This is a genomic window from Jiella pacifica (assembly GCF_010500815.1).
In the GTDB taxonomy this organism is placed as follows: Bacteria; Pseudomonadota; Alphaproteobacteria; order Rhizobiales; family Rhizobiaceae; genus Jiella; species Jiella pacifica.
Map to the genome: position 1 here is coordinate 347,245 of NZ_JAAAMG010000001.1, position 20,007 is coordinate 367,251.

Annotated in this window: 20 protein-coding genes; 13 read left to right on the top strand and 7 right to left on the bottom strand. The window is 65.8% G+C overall.

The features are described 5' to 3' along the window. The first annotated feature begins 18 nt into the window (after positions 1-18). Complete coding sequence (locus GTK09_RS01600) at positions 19-1,314, top strand: Hsp70 family protein (RefSeq protein WP_163460724.1); 1,296 nt, start codon at positions 19-21, stop codon at positions 1,312-1,314. An 87-nt stretch (positions 1,315-1,401) separates the two neighbouring features. Here the strand turns inward: GTK09_RS01600 and GTK09_RS01605 are convergent, their stop codons facing one another. Beyond that, positions 1,402-2,529, bottom strand: coding sequence for a zinc-dependent alcohol dehydrogenase family protein (locus GTK09_RS01605; protein ID WP_163460725.1), 1,128 nt, complete (start codon positions 2,527-2,529; stop codon positions 1,402-1,404). A 337-nt stretch (positions 2,530-2,866) separates the two neighbouring features. Here GTK09_RS01605 and GTK09_RS01610 point away from each other — a divergent pair, with 337 nt between their 5' ends. The 3 genes from GTK09_RS01610 to GTK09_RS01620 all read left to right on the top strand — a co-directional run bounded on the left by GTK09_RS01610 (position 2,867) and on the right by GTK09_RS01620 (position 5,514). Beyond that, complete coding sequence (locus GTK09_RS01610; RefSeq protein ID WP_163460726.1) at positions 2,867-3,472, top strand: phage tail protein; 606 nt, start codon at positions 2,867-2,869, stop codon at positions 3,470-3,472. 284 nt (positions 3,473-3,756) lie between these two features. Next, the gene (locus GTK09_RS01615; RefSeq protein WP_163460727.1) at positions 3,757-4,395 is read left to right on the top strand and encodes a phage tail protein; all 639 of its coding nucleotides are present in this window, start codon (positions 3,757-3,759) and stop codon (positions 4,393-4,395) included. A gap of 447 nt (positions 4,396-4,842) precedes the next feature. Then, positions 4,843-5,514: an invasion associated locus B family protein gene (locus GTK09_RS01620; protein WP_312869549.1), complete on the top strand. Its 672-nt coding sequence runs from the start codon at positions 4,843-4,845 to the stop codon at positions 5,512-5,514. 208 nt (positions 5,515-5,722) lie between these two features. Here GTK09_RS01620 and hspQ read toward each other — a convergent pair whose 3' ends face one another. After that, positions 5,723-6,046, bottom strand: a complete 324-nt coding sequence (gene hspQ, locus GTK09_RS01625; protein WP_163460962.1) for a heat shock protein HspQ — start codon at positions 6,044-6,046, stop codon at positions 5,723-5,725. 115 nt (positions 6,047-6,161) lie between these two features. Here hspQ and GTK09_RS01630 point away from each other — a divergent pair, with 115 nt between their 5' ends. Beyond that, positions 6,162-7,121, top strand: coding sequence for an AEC family transporter (locus GTK09_RS01630; protein ID WP_163460728.1), 960 nt, complete (start codon positions 6,162-6,164; stop codon positions 7,119-7,121). On the opposite strand, the gene GTK09_RS01635 is transcribed toward GTK09_RS01630, so the two are convergent. Continuing rightward, positions 7,050-8,297: a UbiH/UbiF family hydroxylase gene (locus tag GTK09_RS01635; RefSeq protein ID WP_163460729.1), complete on the bottom strand. Its 1,248-nt coding sequence runs from the start codon at positions 8,295-8,297 to the stop codon at positions 7,050-7,052. The two genes, GTK09_RS01630 and GTK09_RS01635, sit on opposite strands and share 72 nt — an antisense overlap. A 173-nt stretch (positions 8,298-8,470) precedes the next feature. Between GTK09_RS01635 and pcsA the strand changes: the two genes are divergently transcribed. The 3 genes from pcsA (at position 8,471) to glgX (ending at position 12,622) form a co-directional block, all read left to right on the top strand. Beyond that, complete coding sequence (gene pcsA / locus GTK09_RS01640; protein ID WP_163460730.1) at positions 8,471-9,205, top strand: phosphatidylcholine synthase; 735 nt, start codon at positions 8,471-8,473, stop codon at positions 9,203-9,205. A gap of 37 nt (positions 9,206-9,242) precedes the next feature. Then, a complete protein-coding gene (locus GTK09_RS01645; RefSeq protein WP_163460731.1) occupies positions 9,243-10,217 on the top strand; it encodes a quinone oxidoreductase family protein in 975 nt (324 codons plus the stop codon). A 149-nt stretch (positions 10,218-10,366) separates the two neighbouring features. After that, positions 10,367-12,622: a glycogen debranching protein GlgX gene (gene glgX, locus GTK09_RS01650; protein ID WP_446685264.1), complete on the top strand. Its 2,256-nt coding sequence runs from the start codon at positions 10,367-10,369 to the stop codon at positions 12,620-12,622. 97 nt (positions 12,623-12,719) lie between these two features. On the opposite strand, the gene GTK09_RS01655 is transcribed toward glgX, so the two are convergent. The 4 genes from GTK09_RS01655 to GTK09_RS01670 form a co-directional block, all read right to left on the bottom strand. Next, positions 12,720-13,403: a fumarylacetoacetate hydrolase family protein gene (locus tag GTK09_RS01655; protein WP_163460733.1), complete on the bottom strand. Its 684-nt coding sequence runs from the start codon at positions 13,401-13,403 to the stop codon at positions 12,720-12,722. 119 nt (positions 13,404-13,522) lie between these two features. Continuing rightward, positions 13,523-14,380, bottom strand: coding sequence for a DMT family transporter (locus GTK09_RS01660; RefSeq protein ID WP_163460734.1), 858 nt, complete (start codon positions 14,378-14,380; stop codon positions 13,523-13,525). A gap of 91 nt (positions 14,381-14,471) precedes the next feature. Beyond that, on the bottom strand, positions 14,472-15,218 hold the full coding sequence (locus GTK09_RS01665; RefSeq protein WP_163460735.1) for a PspA/IM30 family protein: 747 nt from the start codon (positions 15,216-15,218) through the stop codon (positions 14,472-14,474). Next, positions 15,215-15,646 carry a YjfI family protein gene (locus GTK09_RS01670; protein WP_163460736.1) on the bottom strand — a complete coding sequence of 144 codons (432 nt, stop codon included), beginning with the start codon at positions 15,644-15,646 and terminating at the stop codon, positions 15,215-15,217. Before GTK09_RS01670 ends, GTK09_RS01665 begins: the two co-directional genes overlap by 4 nt. Before the next feature lie 149 nt (positions 15,647-15,795). Here GTK09_RS01670 and GTK09_RS01675 point away from each other — a divergent pair, with 149 nt between their 5' ends. The 5 genes from GTK09_RS01675 to GTK09_RS01695 all read left to right on the top strand — a co-directional run bounded on the left by GTK09_RS01675 (position 15,796) and on the right by GTK09_RS01695 (position 19,943). Continuing rightward, complete coding sequence (locus GTK09_RS01675) at positions 15,796-16,854, top strand: potassium channel family protein (protein WP_376767931.1); 1,059 nt, start codon at positions 15,796-15,798, stop codon at positions 16,852-16,854. Further along, the gene (locus tag GTK09_RS01680; RefSeq protein WP_163460737.1) at positions 16,851-17,513 is read left to right on the top strand and encodes a DUF2491 family protein; all 663 of its coding nucleotides are present in this window, start codon (positions 16,851-16,853) and stop codon (positions 17,511-17,513) included. The genes GTK09_RS01675 and GTK09_RS01680 overlap by 4 nt, the downstream gene beginning before the upstream one ends. Before the next feature lie 205 nt (positions 17,514-17,718). After that, complete coding sequence (locus GTK09_RS01685) at positions 17,719-18,120, top strand: DUF350 domain-containing protein (protein WP_163460738.1); 402 nt, start codon at positions 17,719-17,721, stop codon at positions 18,118-18,120. Between the two features lie 11 nt (positions 18,121-18,131). After that, the gene (locus GTK09_RS01690; protein WP_163460739.1) at positions 18,132-18,713 is read left to right on the top strand and encodes a DUF1190 domain-containing protein; all 582 of its coding nucleotides are present in this window, start codon (positions 18,132-18,134) and stop codon (positions 18,711-18,713) included. Between the two features lie 72 nt (positions 18,714-18,785). Next, complete coding sequence (locus tag GTK09_RS01695; protein ID WP_163460740.1) at positions 18,786-19,943, top strand: glutathionylspermidine synthase family protein; 1,158 nt, start codon at positions 18,786-18,788, stop codon at positions 19,941-19,943. Positions 19,944-20,007 lie beyond the last annotated feature (64 nt).

Genomic DNA, 20,007 nt, shown 5'->3' on the forward strand with positions numbered 1-20,007 from the left:
GCCAGCCGAGGCTGCACCATGTCCAGGATCCACGCCGGCCTCGATTTCGGCACCACCAATTCCACCCTCGGCCTCGCGCCTTCGGGCGTCGCCAATGCCGGGCCCCGCCTCCTTCCCGTCGAGGGCGAGGCGCCGACACTGCCCTCGGCGCTGTTCTTCAGCTTCGAGGACGGCAAGACCTATTTCGGCCGGGCCGCGGTCTTCGAATATGTCGACGGCGCGGAAGGGCGCTTCATGCGGGCGCTGAAGTCGGTGCTCGGCTCCTCGCTGATGGAAGAGACGACGCGGGTCGGCCGCGAGCGCCTGAGCTTCGTCGAGCTGATCGGGCGCTTCCTTGCCCATCTGCGGACGAAACTGGAAGCGGAGGCATCCCGGGCGGAAGCATCCGGGGAAGGGAGCATCGTCCTCGATCAGGTGGTGCTCGGCCGGCCGGTGCGTTTCGTCGACGAGGACGACGCGGCCGACCAGGCTGCGCAGGACCAGCTCGAGGCGGCGGCGAGAGGCGTCGGCTTTTCCGACATCGCGTTTCAGTTCGAGCCGGTCGCCGCGGCTCTTTACTACGAGAGCCAGATCGTCGCGGAGGAGCTCGCGCTCGTGGTCGACATCGGCGGTGGCACCTCGGACTTTTCCATCGTCCGGCTGTCACCCCAGCGGGCGCGGGCGCAGGACAGGTTGGACGACATTCTCAGCTTCACCGGCGTTCACGTAGGCGGCACCGATTTCGACCGGCAGCTGTCGATTGCGGAAGTGATGCCGCATTTCGGCCTCGGCAGCGCGACCGCCGACGGCAAGCGGCGCCTTCCCGTCTGGTATTTCAACGACATGGCGACATGGCACCGGATCAACACGCTCTATACGCCGGCGATCGCCCGCGACATCCGGGGACTGGAGCGCGAGGCGGCGGAGCCGAAGAAGCTTGCCCGCTTCGCCCATCTCCTGGAGCATCGCTCCGGCCACAGGCTGGCCGGCGCGGTGGAGGCGGCGAAGATCGCCCTCAGCGATGCCGAAGAAGCCACCGTAATGCTGCGGGAGCCGGGAATGGTTTTCGAAGCGCCGACGACGCAGATGGCCTTCGAGGCCGCGACCGCCGAGCTCGTCCGCCGCATCGGCGGGGCGATCGAAGAGGCCCTGCGTCAGGCGGGCGTGACGGCCGAGGCGATTGAGACGGTGATCCTGACGGGCGGCGGCGCCCAGGTTCCCGCCGTCAGGGCAGCCGCGGTGTCGCGCTTTCCCGGCGCCAAGATCGCCCAGTCCGACGCCTTCGGCTCGGTCGGCCTCGGGCTCGGCATCGACGCGGCTCGCAAGTTCGGGTGAGACGAGGCCACGCGTTTCGGTGGTCTTCGTCGATCCCATCCGATCCCATCGGCAAGGCCGCCGCAGCGCGTCGGCCCGCCCGACACGTCACATTGTGATGACGTGGCGGACCGTGCGCCCTTCCGCCAGCGCGTCGAGCGCGGCGTTGATGTCGTCGAGCCCGCCCGTGCTTGTCAACAGCCGATCGACCGGCAAAAGTCCCGCTCGGAACATCGCGACATAGCGCGGAATGTCCCGGGTCGGGACGCAACTGCCGATGTAGCTGCCCTTCAACGTGCGCTCCTCGGCGACGAGCGAGATCGGTGGAATGGCGAAGCGCTCGTTCGGGGCGGCCAGCCCGCCGGTGACGGTGAGGCCGCCACGCCGGGTGATCCGATAGGCGAAATCGAGAGCCGGGACCGCGCCCGCCAGTTCCACCGCTGCGTCGACGCCGCCCCGCGTCAGCGCCTTCACCTCGGCTTCGGCACCCTCGGCGCGCGGATCGATGGCGACGGTCGCGCCGAGCTCAAGCGCCAGCGTACGCTTTTCCGCGAGCGGATCGACGGCGACGATCGTCGCCGCGCCGGCGGCCCGCGCCCCGAGCAGGGCAGCGAGGCCGACGCCGCCGAGGCCGACGATCGCGACGCTCTGGCCGGCCCTGACGGCAGCGGTGTTCACCACGGCACCGACGCCGGTCAGCACCGCGCAGCCGAACAAGGCAGCGTGTTCGAAGGGCAGGTCCCGGTCGATCTTCACCAGCGAATGGCGCGAGACGACTGCTGCCTCGGCGAAGGCCGAGACGCCGATGTGATGATGGACCCTCTCGCCTCGATAGGAAAGCCGGATCGCCCCGCCGAGCAGCGTTCCGGCGCCGTTCGCCGCCGCGCCCGGCTCGCACAAGGCGGGCCGTCCTTCGGCGCAAGGGGCGCAATGGCCGCAGGAGGGGACGAAGACCATGACGACGTGATCGCCGACGGCAAGGTCGTCGACGCCGTCGCCCAGCGCCTCGACGATGCCGGCGGCCTCATGGCCGAGCGCCATGGGGACGGGCCGGGGCCGGGCGCCGTTGACGACGGAGAGATCCGAGTGACAGAGGCCGGCCGCCTTGATGCGTACCAGGGCTTCGCCGCGCCCCGGCGCCTCAAGCTCGAGCGTCTCGATGGCGAGCGGTCGGGTCTCGGCATAGGGCGCGGCGACGGGCGATGCGTTGAGAACGGCGGCGCGAATGGTGGTCAAGGCTGTTCTCCTCGATTGACAGGCGGATCGGACGTCGGAATCGCCGGGGCCGAAGCGACGATGCCACGCTAGTCGTTCTGACGCTCGAAGGAAGCCGCTTTTTTTGATCGCCGATTGGGCTGCCGGCAAAGGACCTCCCGTAGTCGCCGGATGGCGACGGCGGACTTCGAGGTGTTCGCTTGTGACAACTGTCTACATATAATACGATTGCAAATAATCGGGATTTTCGCGGTTTTATTCGTTTTCTTCTTTGAAGGAATGCGACATACTCCAGTAAAAATCGCAATCAGTGCGGGAGGGGAGCGAAATGCGCAGACGAATTCAAGGAAAATGGGCCGTGCTGGCGGCGCTGGTCACGGCATTCATGGGCTTGCAGACCCGACCGTCCGCGGCCCAGGTCGATCAATATATCGGCCAGATGATGCTGACGGCTGCATCCTACTGCCCTCGGGGAACGATCGAGGTCGACGGCCAGACGCTGCCCATTCCACAGAACACCGCGATCTTCTCTCTTGTGGGAACGATCTATGGCGGAAACGGTACGTCCAATTTCGATCTTCCGGATCTTCGGGGTCGCACGCCGATTCAACTCGGCCAGGGGCCGGGCCTGCCCGACTACGACCAGGGAGAGGAAAGCGGCTCCGTCTCGACGACCCTGACGACACAGAATCTCCCGGCTCACACCCATGCCGCTACTGCGACCCTCAACGCTTCGGGGCAGGCCGCGACAAGCGCGACGCCCACCGGCAACAGCCTGGCGGCGGCCACCGGCGGCAACATCTACCGGTCGCGAGGCACACCGGATCAGGCGTTAAATTCCGCCTCGGTCGCGGTTTCGGTCGCCAGCGCGGGTGGTGGGCTTGCCTTCGACAATCGCACGCCTTTCCTGACCCTACGCTGGTGTATCGTCCTGGAGGGTCTCTATCCGCCTCGCAACGATTAGCTTGCCGAAGAGATGGGGCCTTGGCGACCTCTAGGGCAGGCCAAACTGAAAGAATTGGCGGGCCAAGCCGGTTGCTCGGCAAGACAGGCGGAGGTCTCCGGGCGCCGACGAGCTGAAGCAGGCAAGCGCGGATCCGGTCCGCAGAACGGACGAGATCCGCCGTTTTCTCTCGTCACTTCAGGCTCGTCACTGCAGGCCGGCTCCGTCGCAGTTTCGCCTCGACGACCCCCCAGCCCCCTACGTACGCAAAGACGCCGATCCTTGATCCACTTTCGAGAGATGTCATGGCCCAAAAACCGATCTTCTCCAGAACAGCGCAGACCTCTCTTGCCGTGCTCGCTCTTGCCGCGCTGACCTGCGGCACCACGGCAGCCGTCGCCCAGGAGTTTTACATCGCGCAGATCCTGCCGATCGCAAACAACTACTGTCCCCGTAACACCATCGAGGCGAGCGGCCAGCTCCTCCCGATCAATCAGAACCAAGCCCTGTTCGCCTTGTTGGGCGCGAATTACGGCGGAGACGGCCGCGTCACCTTCGCCCTGCCGGATATGCGCGGTCGGGAGATCATCCATCTCGGCCAGGGGCCCGGGCTGCCGCAATATGGGCTCGGTCAACGGGGTGGCAGTTCGACCGTCACGCTGACCCAGTCGAACATGCCACAGCATTCCCATCAGGCAACGGCAACCCTCAATGCCTCCGGTGCCGCGGCATCGTCCGCCACACCCACCGGCAACAGCCTCGCGATGTCCGCAAGTCCGCTGCTCATCTACGACACCACGGCCCCAACCGGCTCGCTCAACGCCGATTCTCTCAGCGTTTCCATGGCGAATGCAGGCTCCGGGCAGGCGTTCCAGCACCAGAGCCCGAGTCTGGCCATCCGCTGGTGCATTGTCACCGCGGGAGTCTTCCCGAGCCGTAACTGAGCGGAGCCCTGAAAACACGCGGGTGATCGAAGGCCAAGGCCAAAGCGGCGCCAAGGCGGCGGGCCGTCGACCCGCGGCCGTGGCTTCACGGTTGCGGCCCGGCACCGGAAGCCGCGGTCCGTCTTCGAAAATCTCCTGACAAGGGCATGCTGGTCTCGACCCGTTCATGCCGCCTCCCGCACCGTCGTGTTGGCGGAATGCGCCCGCCATGTCGGCAATTGGCCGAGCCCCATGTCGATTGGCCGAACCGACGACCGAGGAGTGACGGGGCGTCGGCGCGAGACGGACTCGTCCTGCGGCCGCGACTTCCGCAGCTCCCCGCCTCAGGCGCAAAGTCGACGCGTGGGAGATTCCGAGCCCTGAAACGGCCTCATTTGCGAAAGAGGTGCGGGGTGTTTAAGGAACCCTCGACGAGTTGCAATCAATGCGCCGAAAGGACATGAGGCCGTGCAAGACCGGATGAAGAACGCTTCGCTTTCGAAGCTCGCGGGCGTGCTCGTGGGTACAGCCACGCTGCTCGCCGGTGCGCCCCTGGCCAACGCCCAGGATGCCAATGCCAATGCCAACACCCAGGTGCTCCCGACCGAATGGTTCAAGGTGTGCACCAAGCAGGGTGACAACGACATCTGCAACACGCAGTATTCCCTGATCGCCGAGACCCGGCAGCTGATCACCGCGGTCAACCTCATCGAGGTCAAGGGCAAGGTCAATCAGAAGGTGATCCAGGCCGTGGTGCCGACGGGCCGCGTCATCCCCCCGGGCGTGCAGATCAAGGTCGACGGCAACCAGCCGCAGGCGTTGAACTATTCGGTGTGTTTCCCGAACCGCTGCATCGCCGAGGCGGAGCTGACCGACGCTCTGGTCGCCAGCATGAAGAAGGGAAGCCAGATGGTCGTGACTTCCATCAACTTCCAGCGGCAGGCGAACCCGATCCCGGTGTCGCTCAAGGGCTTCACCGACGCCTTCGACGGTCCGCCGAAGGACGAGTCGGCGCTCGCCCAGCGGCAGAAGGAACTGAACGACGCGTTGCAGAAGCAGGCCGAAGAGCGGCGTAAGCGCTTCGAGGACGCCCAGAACGCCGCCAAGCAGGGCGGCGAAGCGCCCGCCACGGCGCAGTAGCCGGGGGAGGCAGGACCGCCAGCTGGGTGGGCCGCTCGGGCACGTCCCGGAGGGGCCGGTGGCGGGAGGCTTCCCTTCGCCGTCTCCGCGGCGCGGTCGAGCCACAGCCACTGCCCCGACGTCCGCCTCGCACGGCGATGAATGAATTCGGCCGGCCTTCTCGCGAAGGCCGGCCGTTTTCCGTTGATGGCGTGAGAACGGCCGGCCGTCAGTTCCGGTTCTCGACCTTCAGCCGATAGGAGCCGTCCACCGGTCCGATGAACATCTCGCCGACCTGAGGGTGGCGAACCGGAACTCCCGTTTCGTCCGGCAGGAGGTTCTGTTCGGAGACATAGGCGACGTACTCGGTTTCGTCGTTCTCGGCGAACAGGTGATAGAAGGGCTGGTCCTTGCGCGGACGCACGCCGGCCGGGATGGACTGATACCATTCCTCGGTGTTGTCGAACTCCGGATCGACGTCGAAGATCACGCCGCGAAACGGAAACAGCCGGTGGCGGACGATCTGGCCGATGAAATAGCGGGCGGTTTGCATTGACGTCATGACTCCGTTATCGAACAGGCTCAGCCGTTCCACGACCTGCTTGCCGCGCGTCTTCTTGCCCCGGTGACCGTCTTAGCATGACACCCCTCGACGTTGGTTTGCTCCGGTGATCGAAATCATCGGATTGATTTCGCCGTTCTTCGGCCTGATCGCGCTCGGCTACGCGGCAGGTCGGCTCGCGCCGCATCCCATCGGCGGGCTGGCGTGGCTGAACGTATTCGTCATCTACATTGCGCTTCCATCCCTGCTTTTCCAGATTCTTTCCAAGACGCCGGTCGAGAAGCTCGGGAGCATCGGCTTCGTCGTCGCGACCACCCTGTCGACTTTCATCATCTTCGCCTTCGGCTTTGCGATCGCCTTTCTTCGCGGCGGTCGCGACATCCCGGCCGCCACCATCCAGGGGCTGGGCGGCGCCTACGGCAACATCGGCTACATGGGGCCGGGCATCGCGCTTGCCGCTCTCGGGCCTGCGGCCGGCGTTCCCGTCGCACTCGTCTTCTGCTTCGACAACGCGCTGCACTTCATCATGGCGCCGCTGATGATGGCGCTCGGCGGCGAGAGGCAGCCGCCGCTGGCCATGGTGCGGCAGGTTCTCGTCAGGATCTTCACCCACCCGTTCATCATCGCCACGATCATCGGCGTCGGCGCGGCGATCCTCGGCCTCCATCCGACCGGACCCCTGGACCAAACCCTGCAACTCCTGGCGGGCGCCGCCGCACCATGCGCGCTGTTCGCCATGGGAGTGACGCTGGCACTTCGCCCGCTGAAGCGCGTGCCGCCGGAGCTTTTCGCGATCGTGCCGATGAAACTGGTGCTGCATCCGGTCGTCGTCTGGCTGGTGCTGGGCGCCACCGGGCCGTTCGACGCGGTCTGGGTCCAGAGCGCCATGCTTCTCGCCAGCCTGCCGACGGCCACCAACGTCTTCGTCATCGCGCAGCAATACGACGTGTGGGTGGAACGCGCCTCGGCCGTGGTGCTGGTCACGACCGTGTTGTCAGTTGCGACGGTGACGCTGCTCCTCTACGCGATCACCACCGGTCTCTTGCCCACCGATCCATTTGCGTAACGACCGGGGCAGGCCGACGAAGCCAGCGCCCGGCACGAGGCCTTCGCGCATGGCGAACTGCCTGAGTGGAGGCAGGAGTCCCATGGCCGCCAACGTCCCGCTGCGGGCGATCTGGCCGGGCAGGAAGCCCATCAGCAGCGAGCGGTTGAGCAAGTCGACGCCGGCGGTGCGGGAGGCGACGTCGCCGCGACGCCCGGCATCGTAACGTCGCAGCATCAGCCGCGAGCCAGGATCGTCGCGGCTTTCCTCGGCGAGTCGCACCAGCGCCTCGGCGTCGCGCAGGCCGAGATTGAGCCCCTGTGCACCGATCGGCGGAAAGGCATGGGCGGCTTCGCCGACGAGGGCGAGACGGGCGTCGGTCATCCTCTCGACCCGGCTGCCGCCGAGAGGATAGCGGGCGATCGGCCCATCGATCGACACGTCGCCGAGGATCCAGTGCATCTTCTCCGCGATCGTCGTTTCGAGCTTTTCCGGCTTGAGGTCGACATAGAGTTCGGCGAGCTTCGGATCCTCGACCCAGACGATCGATGAACGGCGGCCGGGCAGGGGAACCTGGGTGAATGGTCCGGTCCTGGTGTGGAACTCGGTCGAGACTGAGCGGTGGTCGCGGCCATGCTGGACGTTGAGGACGATCGCGGTCTGCGGATAGCTCCACTGGCGCGAGCCGATGCCGGCGGCCTCGCGCATCGGCGACCGGCGCCCGTCGGCGGCGACCACAAGATCCGCGCCGATCTCGGTGCCGTCCTCCAGCGTGACCACCGCGCGCTCGTCGGAAAGCATCAGCCCGCGCGCCGCGAGCGGGCGGACCTCCAGATTGCCGGTGCTCGCCACACACGCCTCGAGCGCCCTCGCCAGATCGGCGTTCAGGACGTTGATGCCAAAAGCCGAAAGACCGACCTGGCTTGCCTTGAACTCCACCGTCGGGGCCCGGAACAGCCGGCCGAGATCGTCGACGATCCGCATCACGGCGAGCGGCGCCTTGTTCTCGCCGAGCGCGTCGACGACGCCGAGTTCGGCGAGAAAGGCGAGTGAGCGGCCGAGGATTGCCGAGCTGCGGGTATCTTCGGGCGCCTTTGGTGCCGCGAGAAGCGTGTCGAAACCCGCCGCGGCGAGCCCGAGTGCGGTAGCGGTACCGGCCAGCCCTCCACCGACGACGATGATCTGCCTGCGTTGCATCCGAAGGCTCCCTGCGCACTAGTTGGGTCGTCGAGCCGTGACGAAAGACTCACGGCTCGTCTTGGATTTCGCAGATACGCCCGTTACAGCCAATGGCAATGGCCGGAACGAAGGGCGGGACTGCGATGTTCGCCAATCAACGCAAAGACGGCGCGAGGAACGACAGCCAGCCAATGTCCGAGGCAACCGAAGAATACGACAGGGCCGACCGGTGGCGTGCCTTCGCGATCCACCTCCTGACCGCGAGCGGCGCCTTCATGGCGTTCCTCTCGTTGATCGCCGCCGCCGAACAGCGGTGGGTGGCGATGTTCGGTTGGCTGGGTCTTGCCCTTTTCGTCGACGCGATCGACGGCCCCCTGGCGAGGAAGGTCGACGTCAAGGGCGTCTTGCCGCACTGGTCGGGGGATCTGCTCGATTCGATCATCGATTACGCGACCTATTCGCTGATCCCCGCCGTGGCGCTCTATCTGTCGGGGATGATCGGCCGGCCCTCTTCCTTCGTGGCGGCGGCGTTGATCGTCATCTCCAGCGCCATCTACTATGCCGACACGCGGATGAAGACGAAGGACAATTTCTTCCGTGGCTTTCCCGTCGCCTGGAACTTCGTCGTCTTCACGCTCTTTGCCGTGCAGCCGCCGGAATGGGCCGCCTTCGCGCTGGTCGTCCTGTGTTCGGCCGCGACCTTCCTGCCGGTGAAGTTCGTCCATCCGGTGAGGGTGAAGCGGCTCCGGCCACTGACGCTCGCCATCGTCGCCGTCTGGTCGGTGCTGGGACTTCTCGTCCTCGTCGACAATTTCGAGGCTTCCGCCCTCGTCAGGTGGGGACTTGTGGCGTCCGGGCTCTATCTGCTCACCATCGGCGGTGTGCTCCAGGCGCTCGACCGGCTGCGCCCGCACCGCCGACACTGACAGATCGACGGCCGGTCACGACAGGGGAGACACCGCCATGAGTAAGGCGATCATCGTCAAGGAAACCGGTGGACCGGAGGTCCTGTCCTTCGAGGATCATGATCCCGGCCAGCCCGGCAAAGGCGAGATCCTGGTCGAGCAGAAGGCGGCGGGAATCAACTTCATCGACGTCTATTTCCGCACCGGCCTCTACAAGTCCGAGAAGATGCCGTTCGTGGCCGGCAAGGAGGGGGCCGGTATCGTCGCCGCGGTGGGCGAGGGCGTCACACTGTTCAAGACGGGTGACCGCGTCGCTTACAACGGCATCAACGGCACCTATGCGGAGAAGATCGTCGTTCCCGCCGACAAGGCGGTGTTGGTGCCCAAGGAGATCGAGCTCGAAACCGCCGCTGCCGTGATGCTGAAGGGCATGACGGCGGAATATCTCCTGCGCCGCACCTATCCGGTGGATTCCGACACGGTTCTCCTGTTCCACGCCGCCGCCGGGGGCGTCGGCCTGATTGCCGGCCAGTGGGCGAAGCATCTCGGCGCGACGGTCATCGGCACGGCGGGCTCGAAGGAAAAGTGCGACCTCGCGCTGAAGAACGGCTACGATCACGTCATCAACTACCGCGAGCAGGACTTCGTCAAGGAAGTCGGCAGGATCACTGAGGGTCGCAAATGCGACGTGGTCTACGATTCCGTCGGCAAGGATACCTATCCGGGCAGCCTCGATTGCCTGCGTCCGCGCGGGCTGTGGGCGACCTTCGGCCAGTCTTCCGGCAAGTACGAGCCGATCGACACGGCGATCCTCAGCCAGAAGGGCTCGCTCTACGTCACGCGCCCGACCCTGTTCAGCTACGTCTCCACCCGGGCCGAACTCGAGGCTTCGGCCAAGGCGCTGTTTGACGTCATCGCGTCGGGGGCGGTGAAGATCACCATCGGCCAGAAATACCCGCTCGCCGAGGCGCAGAAGGCCCATCGCGATCTCGAAGGCCGCAAGACTACCGGCGCGAGCATTCTGACGATCTAGACGAGTTCGTTCCGACGGCCGCTTTCGAGGCGGCCGTCGCACGTCCGGGCGGGGTCGCTTCGTCGTTGCCGATCAGGCAGATGACGGAACCAAGAAGCCTCGCCGGCTCTTTAGGTGCGTCCCACCCCATCTCTTCTGGAGAAGCCTCCGTGACGATCCAAATCAGGCCGAACACGACCCAGACCTACCGTGGACCGACAGCGGTGCGCCGCCGCCGGATCCAGGAAGGCCGGCCGTTTCCCCTCGGCGCGACCTGGGACGGCATCGGCGTCAACTTCGCGATCTTCTCGGCCCATGCGACCAAGGTCGAGCTCTGCCTGTTCGATGCGGCGGGCGAGAACGAGATCGAACGGATCGAGCTGCCGGAATACACCAACGAGATCTATCACGGCTATCTGCGCGACGTGCGCCCCGGCCAGATCTACGGCTACCGCGTCTACGGCCCCTACGAGCCGGAGGCCGGCCACCGCTTCAATCCGAACAAGCTGCTCATCGATCCTTATGCCAAGCAGCTGATCGGCGAGGTGAAGTGGGACCACGCGCTGTTCGGCTACACCATCGGCCACGACGACGCCGATCTCTCCTTCGACGAGCGCGACTCGGCGCCCTTCGTGCCGAAGTGCCGCGTCGTCGATCCGGCCTTCACCTGGGGCGACGAGCGCCGGCCGAACATCCCCTGGGACCGGACGATCTTCTACGAGACCCATGTGAAGGGTTTCACCATGCGCCACCCGGCGGTGGAGGAGCGCGATCGTGGCAAGTTCGCGGGGCTGACGGCGGTCGAGGTCATCGACTACGTCCGCAGCCTCGGCGTCACCTCCGTCGAACTGATGCCGATCCACGCCTTCGTCGACGACAGCTATCTGGTCGAAAAGGGTCTTCGGAACTATTGGGGCTACAACTCCATCGGCTTCTTCGCGCCGGACCCGCGCTATCTGGCGTCTAACTCGATCGCCGAATTCAAGGAGCTGGTGTCGGCCTTCCACCATGCGCGGCTCGAGGTCATCCTCGACGTCGTCTACAACCACACAGCAGAAGGCAACGAACTCGGCCCGACGCTCTCCTTCAAGGGCATCGACAACGCCACTTATTACCGGCTGATGCCGGACGAGCCGCGCTACTACATCAACGACACCGGAACCGGCAACACCGTCAACACGTCGCATCCGCGGGTCATGCAGCTTGTCACGGACTCCTTGCGCTACTGGGCCGGCGAAATGCGCGTCGACGGCTTCCGCTTCGATCTCGCCACCATCCTTGCCCGCGAGCCGACCGGCTTCTCGGAGGAATCGAGCTTCCTCCACGCGACCATGCAGGATCCGCTGCTATCCGAGGTCAAGCTGATCGCCGAGCCCTGGGACTGCGGGCCTGGCGGCTACCAGGTCGGTCGCTTTCCGCCGGGCTGGGCGGAATGGAATGACGGCTATCGCGATACCATCCGCGCCTTCTGGAAGGGCGACGACGGCATGATCCCGAAGGTGGCGAACAAGTTCTCGGCTTCCGCGGACTTGTTCGACAAGCGCGGTCGCAAGCCATGGGCGTCGGTCAACTTCATCACCGCCCATGACGGCTTCACCCTGCACGACCTCGTCAGCTACAACGACAAGCACAATGACGCGAATGGCGAGGACAACCGCGACGGCCACGACCACAACATTTCCTACAATTACGGCGCCGAAGGGCTGACCGACGACAAGGAGATCGTCGAGACCCGCTTCCGCCAGCTGCGCAACTTCTTCGCGACGCTCCTGTTCTCGCGCGGCACCCCGATGATCCTCGCCGGCGACGAATTCGCCCGCACGCAGGGCGGCAACAACAACGCCTATGCCCAGGACAACGAGATCGGCTGGGTCGACTGGAACATCACGCCTCAGAGCCGGCAGCTCGCCGAGTTCGTGCAGAAGGTGATCATCCTGCGCCAGTCGCTGGCGATGCTGCGTCGCGGCACGTTCCTGCACGGCACCTACGACGAGGAGCTCGGCGTCAAGGACGTCGCCTGGCTGAAGCCCGACGGCCAGGAGTTCGTCGACGGTGACTGGGCGGACGGCGAGGCCAAGTGCTTCGGTGTCCTCCTCGACGGGCGGGCCCAGGAAACCGGCATCCGCCGCCCCGGCACCGACGCCACCATGCTGATCGTCATGAACGCCCATTACGACGTCGTGAACTTCACCCTGCCCCAGGCGCCCGGCGGCAAGCGCTGGCGCTGCGTCATCGACACCAACCTGCCGATCCGCGAGGAACTCGCCCCGTTCGAGTTCGATACGGTTTACATGGCGACGGGCCGATCGTTCCTCGTCTTCATGCTGGAGCCCGACGACGACGCCGACAGCGAAGATGCGCGGCGCTCCTTCGCTCACGTCTCGGAGGCTTTCGCGCGGTCTACGAGCGACCGGTTGCGGGTGTAGAACGCAGGCTGACGAGAAGGCGAGCCTAGAATTGCGGCCCTCTGCGAACTATCGCGGAGGGCCGCACTCGCATTGGGGCCATTATCGGTGTGGCCGATCAGACCACCATCACCACCAGCGTCCCGACGCCCTCGACCGTCCCTTCCAGCCTGTCGCCGCGCACCACGGCGCCGACGCCGGCGGGGGTGCCGGTCATGATCAGGTCGCCCGGGGCGAGCTCGAACAGGCCGGAGAGATGGGCGATGACCTCGCCGGTCTTCCAGATCATCTGCGAGAGGTCCCCCGACTGGCGGGTCTCGCCATTGACCGCAAGCGTGATCGCCCCTGCCGATGGATGGCCGATCGCCGAGGCCAGAACGATTTCCGAGATCGGCGCGGACTTTTCGAAAGCCTTGGCGATTTCCCAGGGGCGCCCGAGCTTCTTCGCCCCGGCCTGCAGGTCGCGGCGGGTCATGTCGAGGCCGACGGCGTAGCCGAAGACGTGATCGAGCGCCTCGTTTGGGGCGATGTCCGTGCCGCCCTTCGACAGCGCAACGACGAGTTCGACCTCGTGATGGACGTCCTTCGTCGCGCTCGGATAGGGGAACTCGCCGGTCTGGACGAGATTGTCCGGGTTCTTCTGGAAGAAGAACGGTGGCTCCTTCTCCGGATCGTGCCCCATCTCGACGGCGTGCTCGGCATAGTTCCGGCCGACGCAATAGATCCGTCGCACCGGAAACTCGTCGCTCGAACCGCGGATCGGCAGGGTAGGGATCCACGCTGGCGGAAAGGCATAGGCCATGGCGGTGCCTCGTTCGTTTGGGCGCTGCTGCGACGGCGCCTGATCGAACGAGGCGTAGCGGGCAGAGTGGCCGTGCGCAATCGCATACGCGCCGCTTTCGCCGCCAAGGCTGCCGCCGTTCAGCGGTTCTCGCGCCACCAGATGTAGAGGCCGCTGGCGACGAGGATCGCCGCGCCGAGCGCCGTCGTCCAGCGCAGGGGGTCGCCGAAGACGACGACGGTCAGGATGCTCGCCGCAAGCACCTGGATGTAGAGGAACGGCGAGAGCAGCGAGGCCGGCGCGAAGGAAAAGCCGCGCACCAAAAGCGCATGCCCGATCGAGCCGACGCAGCCGATCGCGACCATGAGGGCGAGGACGGAGGGGCTCGGCGTCTCCCAGACAGGAATGACCAGGAACGTCAGCAGCACGGCCCCCGGCGCCGTGGTGTTGAACATCGTCGAGGCGGAGTCGTCCCTGCCGGCAAGCCGGCGCGTCAGCATCAGATAGGCGGCGTTGAACACCGCCGCGCCGACGACGAGAAAAAGCGCCGGCTCGATCGAATCGAGCCCCGGCCGCAGCACCACCAGCATGCCGAGGAAGCCCGCGACGACCGCGGCGATCCGGTGGATGCCGATCCGTTCGTGGAGAAAGACGACCGAGAACACCGTGACGAGGATCGGCGCGAAGAACAGGACGGAGGTCGCGTCGGCAAGCGGCACATAGCTGAGCCCGGCATACATCAGCGACGTCGCCGTCAAGAGGCAGGCGCCGCGAAGAAGCTGCAGAAACGGGTGCGAGGTCTTGAGGAACGACGTGCCGCGGGTCGCGCCCAGCGTTCCCGCCATGATTAGCGTCTGGATGAAATACCGCCCCCACAGGAGCTGGATCAGCGGGACGAGGGTCGTGAGATGCTTGCCGAGCGAATCCTGTACGGCGAAGCTGATACCGGCCGCGAGGGTGAACAGGATGCCGGCGAGGAACGCGGAAAAGCGTGGCAAGAGCTGAGACCGGAAAATAGAAGGCCCCGGCGCTCGGGCCGGGGCTGGGATATCGGCCGCGGACGGCCGGATCGATCGAGGCGAAGGCGGATCAGCTTTCTTTCGGCCGGTCCAGGCTGAGCGGATCCTTCGAAGCGCCGATCTGCTGCGTCGAACTCGTGCCCATGATCTGGGCGAGCACGTCGTCGGCCGACTGCGACTGGCCGCCGATGCCCGCCGCCAGCAGCTGGCGGTCGAGATCGGACCCCGATTCCAGCGCCGCGAGCTCTTCGCCCGCCTCCAGACGGCCCTGGGTCATCTCCTGCTTCTTGCGGATGCGTTCCAGAGAATCCATCGCGCTGCCGAGCTTGGAATTGACGCCCGAATGGGTGGTGGCGATGGCCGACTGCGCCTTGATCAGCGACTCGTTGGCCTTCACGTTCTCCACCTCGCGCCGCATCTGCTGGATGCGCTGCTCGGTGTCCTGAACCGCCTTGATCATCTGCTGCTGGCGCTGCGACAGGCGCTCAAGCTCGGCCTCGTCGCGAGCCGCCTCGGTGCGGGTCTTGGAGATCCGGTCGGCAAGCCCGCGGGCGAGATCCTCGCGGCCGGCCTGGAACGCGGCCCGGGCGCTCTCGGTGTCCTTGCGCTCCTTGTCGCGCGCCTCGTGGACGCGCCGCTGCAGCGACTTGTTGGAGGCCATGATGCCGGCGAGATCGGAGCGCGCGCGCTTGAGCGCGTTCTCGGCGTCGCGGATCTCCTGGTCGAGAATGCGCAGCGCCTGCGTGTCGGCGACGCCTTCCGCCGCCTCGTTGACGCCGCCCTTGACGGCGGTGAACAGCTTGTTCCAGACACTCATGCGGCGAATTCCCCGTTCTTCCATTCCTCGATCATGTTCGCGGCATCGACCGCGTTGGTCGCGAGGACGGCCACTTCCTCGACCATGGATTCGGCGGTGGAGTTGGCCGACAAGGAGCCGAACAACTCGTAATATTCCTTGCCGTCGATGGTCACGATGCCGAAGGTCGAGAGCGGCAGGAGCTTGTGGGTCGACAGGACCATCCGCTCGAAGGCCTCGCGGCGCGGGATCGTATCGGCCGGCGCCAGCATCACGCTGGCCAGGACCTGATCGCCGCCGGCCGCCACGAGCACGTCGAGATCGCCCTTCTCCTTGAGCGTCACGCGGATCACGTCGCCGGTCTCGACGACCGTCACGTCGACGTCGCCGAGCGCCTCCGGGTCGGAGGCGAAGAGCTCCGTCAGGCTGGCAAGATTCCACTTTTTCACTGGGTATCCCTCAGTTGCCAAGGTTCGTTGCCGGGTTCTACATCACCGACGTGGCACTGTCCAAACCGTTTTCCGCCCTCCGTGGCCGATATTGACCTTGGGGAATATCCGGCCGCATAACCGCCAAAACAGCCCGAACCGGAACCCGCGTGCCGTTATTTTCGCAATATATGCGTCGATTTTACGTCGCCCTCGCCGAACTCACCTGGGGCGCGATCGCGGCGCTCTCATTCGGCCATCTGGCGGTCAGCTGGCTCCTGCTGGCGATCGTCGGCGAAAGCGACTTCGTGTCCCGTCCGGTCGATTTCGTCTACTATTACATCGTCACGGCGACCACCGTCGGCTACGGTGACCTGTCGCCGCAGACCGGCGCCGGCCGGCTCGTGGCGGCGTTCTTCGTCCTGCCCGGCGCGATCGCCATCTTCACCGCAGTGCTCGGCAAGCTGCTCGCGGCGGTGAGCAACACCTGGAGGGGCCGGATGAAGGGGCTGGGGAATTTCAGCGACCGCGCCGATCACGACGTCGTCATGGGCTGGCAGGAAGCAACGACGCGGCGCCTGCTCGGGCTGATCCATCGGGAGCGTCGGGATGGCGAGGCGGTGACGGTCCTGATCGCCAAGGACCTCGAACAAAATCCGGCACCCGAGAATGTCGATTATGTGAGGGTGGACCGGCTCGCCGATCCCGCCGGCCTCGAACGCGCGGGCGCTGTCAATGCACGCTCGATCATCGTGCGCGGGGTCAGCGACGACGAGACGCTGGCGGCTGCCCTCGTCGCCTCCGCCACATGCCCGAGGGCACACGTCGTCGCCTATTTCGATTTCGAATCGACCGCGAGCATTCTGCGTCAGCAGAATTCGCGCATCGAGTCGGTGACGTCGCTCTCCTCCGAGTTGATGGTCCGCGCCGCCCGCGATCCGGGCACCTCCGTCGTCGCCAATCTCCTCTTGTCGGCCGGCAAGGACGACACCGCCTTCTCCGTCAGGGTGCCCGAGGGCGCGGCGGCGTTTCCCTACGAGGCGGCGCTTCGGCTCATGCGCCGACGGCACGCGGTCACCCTCGTCGGCATGAACCGCCATGGAAATGTCGATCTCAATTGCCACGAAGGGACCGAGATCCAATCCGGCGATGTCCTCTTCTACATCGCCGACCACAGGCTCGATCCCGGCGCCATCGCCTGGGACGCGTTCGCAAAGGAGAGCGCATGATCTTCTCGCTGTTCGGCAGCAAGAACAAGGCCGATGATCTTCCCAAGGAGCGCGGACCTCTGGGTGTTGCAATCGGCGGCGCGATCGAGATCGACACGCTGGCGCTCGAGGCCGACGCGGCCGGCAGCAACCCCGGCATGGAGTTGCCGGCGGGCGGCAATTTCATCGTCGTCGCCTATGGCGAGGCGCGGCTCGACGGCGAAACGATCCTGTCACGCTACTACGACGAGGACGACCGGCTGCTCCAGACGCTGTCGGCGACTGGTAAGCCCGGCGACGCGATTCAGGACGTCAGCCTCTACGCCTCCTGGGACAGCGTCGTGCCTGCGGGCCGGGCGGAGTGGAACAGGTGGACGGGCTCATCGGGGCTGATTGGCCAGCCGAGCTACGACGCCGATGGCATTCTGTTCGATCGCTATTGGGGCGAGGGGGCGGGGCGTGCCGATCTCGTCGAGTTCGTCGAGGACGTCGACGACGGAACCAGCGTCCGCCAGATCCATCAGACCTGCATGCTCTATTCGCGGCCGCTCGGCCGGGCCCAGGAGATGCTGCTGATCAACATCGAGCGCGACATCGCACAGCGGGCGAGCCGCGAGGGCGGATCGGTCGAATTCCTGCTTGGCTATGGCCTGTCGCCGGGAGACGTGCGACGGGTCTGATACCAGCGGCCCGGGAGAATGGCTCCCGGGCCGCTGGTAGGAAGCCCGCGCGGCGATCGAGCGGTAACCCCTTGGCGCCGGTCGAAGACCGGAGCCGGCGGTATGAGGAACCGCCGCAGTGACGGCACGAGGCGGCGTGGACCATGAGCGCCGCGGGCGAAACGACGATGCGGGCGAGATATCCCGCGCAACGAGAGGAATTTGAATGTTCGGTTATGCTGCGGGCCTGCCGGCCTTTCTCGCCTATTTCGTTCTCGGGCTGGTGCTCTACGGCCTGTTCAGCTGGGTCTACACGACGCTGACCCCGCAGAAGGAAATCACCCTGATCCGGGCCGGCAACACTTCCGCCGTCGTCGCCTTCATGGGCGCGATTCTCGGATTCTCGTTGCCGCTCGCCTCGGCCGCCGCCAACTCGGTCTCGATCGTCGACTTCATCATCTGGTCGGTCATCGGTCTCCTCGCCCAGATTCTCGCCTTCTTCATCGCCTCGCGGACGATGACCGGCCTGCACCAACGCATCACCGACGGTGAGATCGCGGCAGGGATCTGGACCGGCGGCATCGCGCTGTCCGTCGGCATCCTCAATGCCGCCTGCATGACCTACTGAGGAGGCCTGGAATGCGCAGACGCTTCACCAGAAGAACACCGCCGATTCTCACGCTCGGCACGATCGCCGCCACGGGCATGGTCCTTTACGGCTGCGGTGACGAGGCGCCCCAGGACGTCGCCTTCTCAACGCCGCAGCAATGCGCCGATGCCGGCGTCGACGCGCAGATCTGCGAGGCCGAATATCAGCAGGCCCTGCAGAAGCATCTGACCGACGCCCCGCATTACGCCAGCCTGCAGGAATGCGAGGCGGCGATCGGCGAGGGCAAGTGCTTTCAGGCCGGTGGTGCGAGCGGTCAGAACTCCGCGGGCCAGACCAGCGGCTCGGGGTCCGGCTTCTTCGTGCCGTTCATGACCGGCTACCTGATCTCCTCGGCCTTGTCGAACCTGTCGAGCTACGGCGCCTATCGCGACTATCGCTACTCCTCCGGCTACTCGTCGACGCCGATCTACCGCGACCGGGCCGGCACGGCGCTGACCAGCACCGTCGAGAACGGCAAGGCGGTGAGCCGGCCGGTCAACGTCAACACCCGCACCGTGTCGCGGTCGGGCTTCGGCGGCCGCTCCTCCTCGCGCGGCTTCTTCGGTGGATAAGCCCTTGGCCATGCCGATGGCGGCGAAGGCCGGCGACGCGGTGATCCGCGTTGCTGCCAAGGACCGGTCGCGATGAAGCGGATCGACGTTCCCGAGCGCGAGAACTGGCGCGAGGCGGCCGAAAGCGTCGGCTTCGGCTTCCACGAAATGTATGGCGAGCCCTATTGGATCGATGGCGCCGCCTACGTCTTTTCACTCGCCGAAGTCGAGGAGGCGATCGAGGCGCCGTCCCAGGACCTGCACGACATGTGCATGGATCTCGTCGGCGACGTCGTGCGCGACGAACAGGCGATGGAGAAGCTGCAGGTTCCCGAGGCGATGCGCGATCTCGTCGCCTCGTCCTGGCATCGCGGCGACAAGCAGCTCTACGGTCGCTTCGACCTTGCCTATGACGGCACCGGCCCGGCGAAACTCCTGGAATACAACGCCGATACGCCGACCTCGATCTTCGAGGCGGCCTTTTTCCAGTACAACTGGCTGACCGACAACGTCGCCCGCGGCGCCCTGCCGGAGGACGCCGACCAGTACAATTCCATCCAGGAGGCGTTGGTCGAGGCGTTCGGAGCGTTTTCGAAGGAGCCGATCTTCCACTTCGCCGCCTGGACCGAAAGCGACGAGGATCGCGGCACCGCGGCCTATCTGATGGACTGCGCCGTCCAGGCCGGCCACCGCACCAGCCTCCTCGACATCCGCGACGTCGGAGTGGACGACCAGGGCCGCTTCACCGACACCGAAGACCGGGTGATCGACCTCCTCTTCAAGCTCTACCCTTGGGAGGACATGCTGCGCGAGCCCTTCGCGAAGTATCTCTCGACTGCCGGTGCCACCATCGTCGAGCCGGCGTGGAAGACCATCCTGTCCAACAAGGGCATCCTGCCGTTGCTGTGGGACCGCCATGCTGGCCACCCGAACCTGCTTCCCGCCTGGTTCGACGACGTCCCCCAGGCGAAGACCCTGAAGGACGCCGTGCGCAAGCCGCTATTTTCGCGCGAAGGCGAGAATGTCGAGGTGTTGAAGGAAGGCGAGCGCGTCGAGATCACCGAGGGCTCCTACGGCAGCGAAGGCTTCATCGTCCAGGCCCTCACGTCGCTGTTCGAGAAGGACGGCGCCTATGCCGTGCTCGGCTCCTGGATCGTCGGCGACCGGGCCTGCGGCCTCGGCATGCGCGAGGACCGCTCGCCGATCACCCGCAACCTCTCCCGCTTCGTGCCGCACATCATATTGGAGTAGGCGACAGCCGGCTCGAGGGATCGGTCGGATCACATCCAGCTCCTTCGCTGCGATCCAGTTCGCT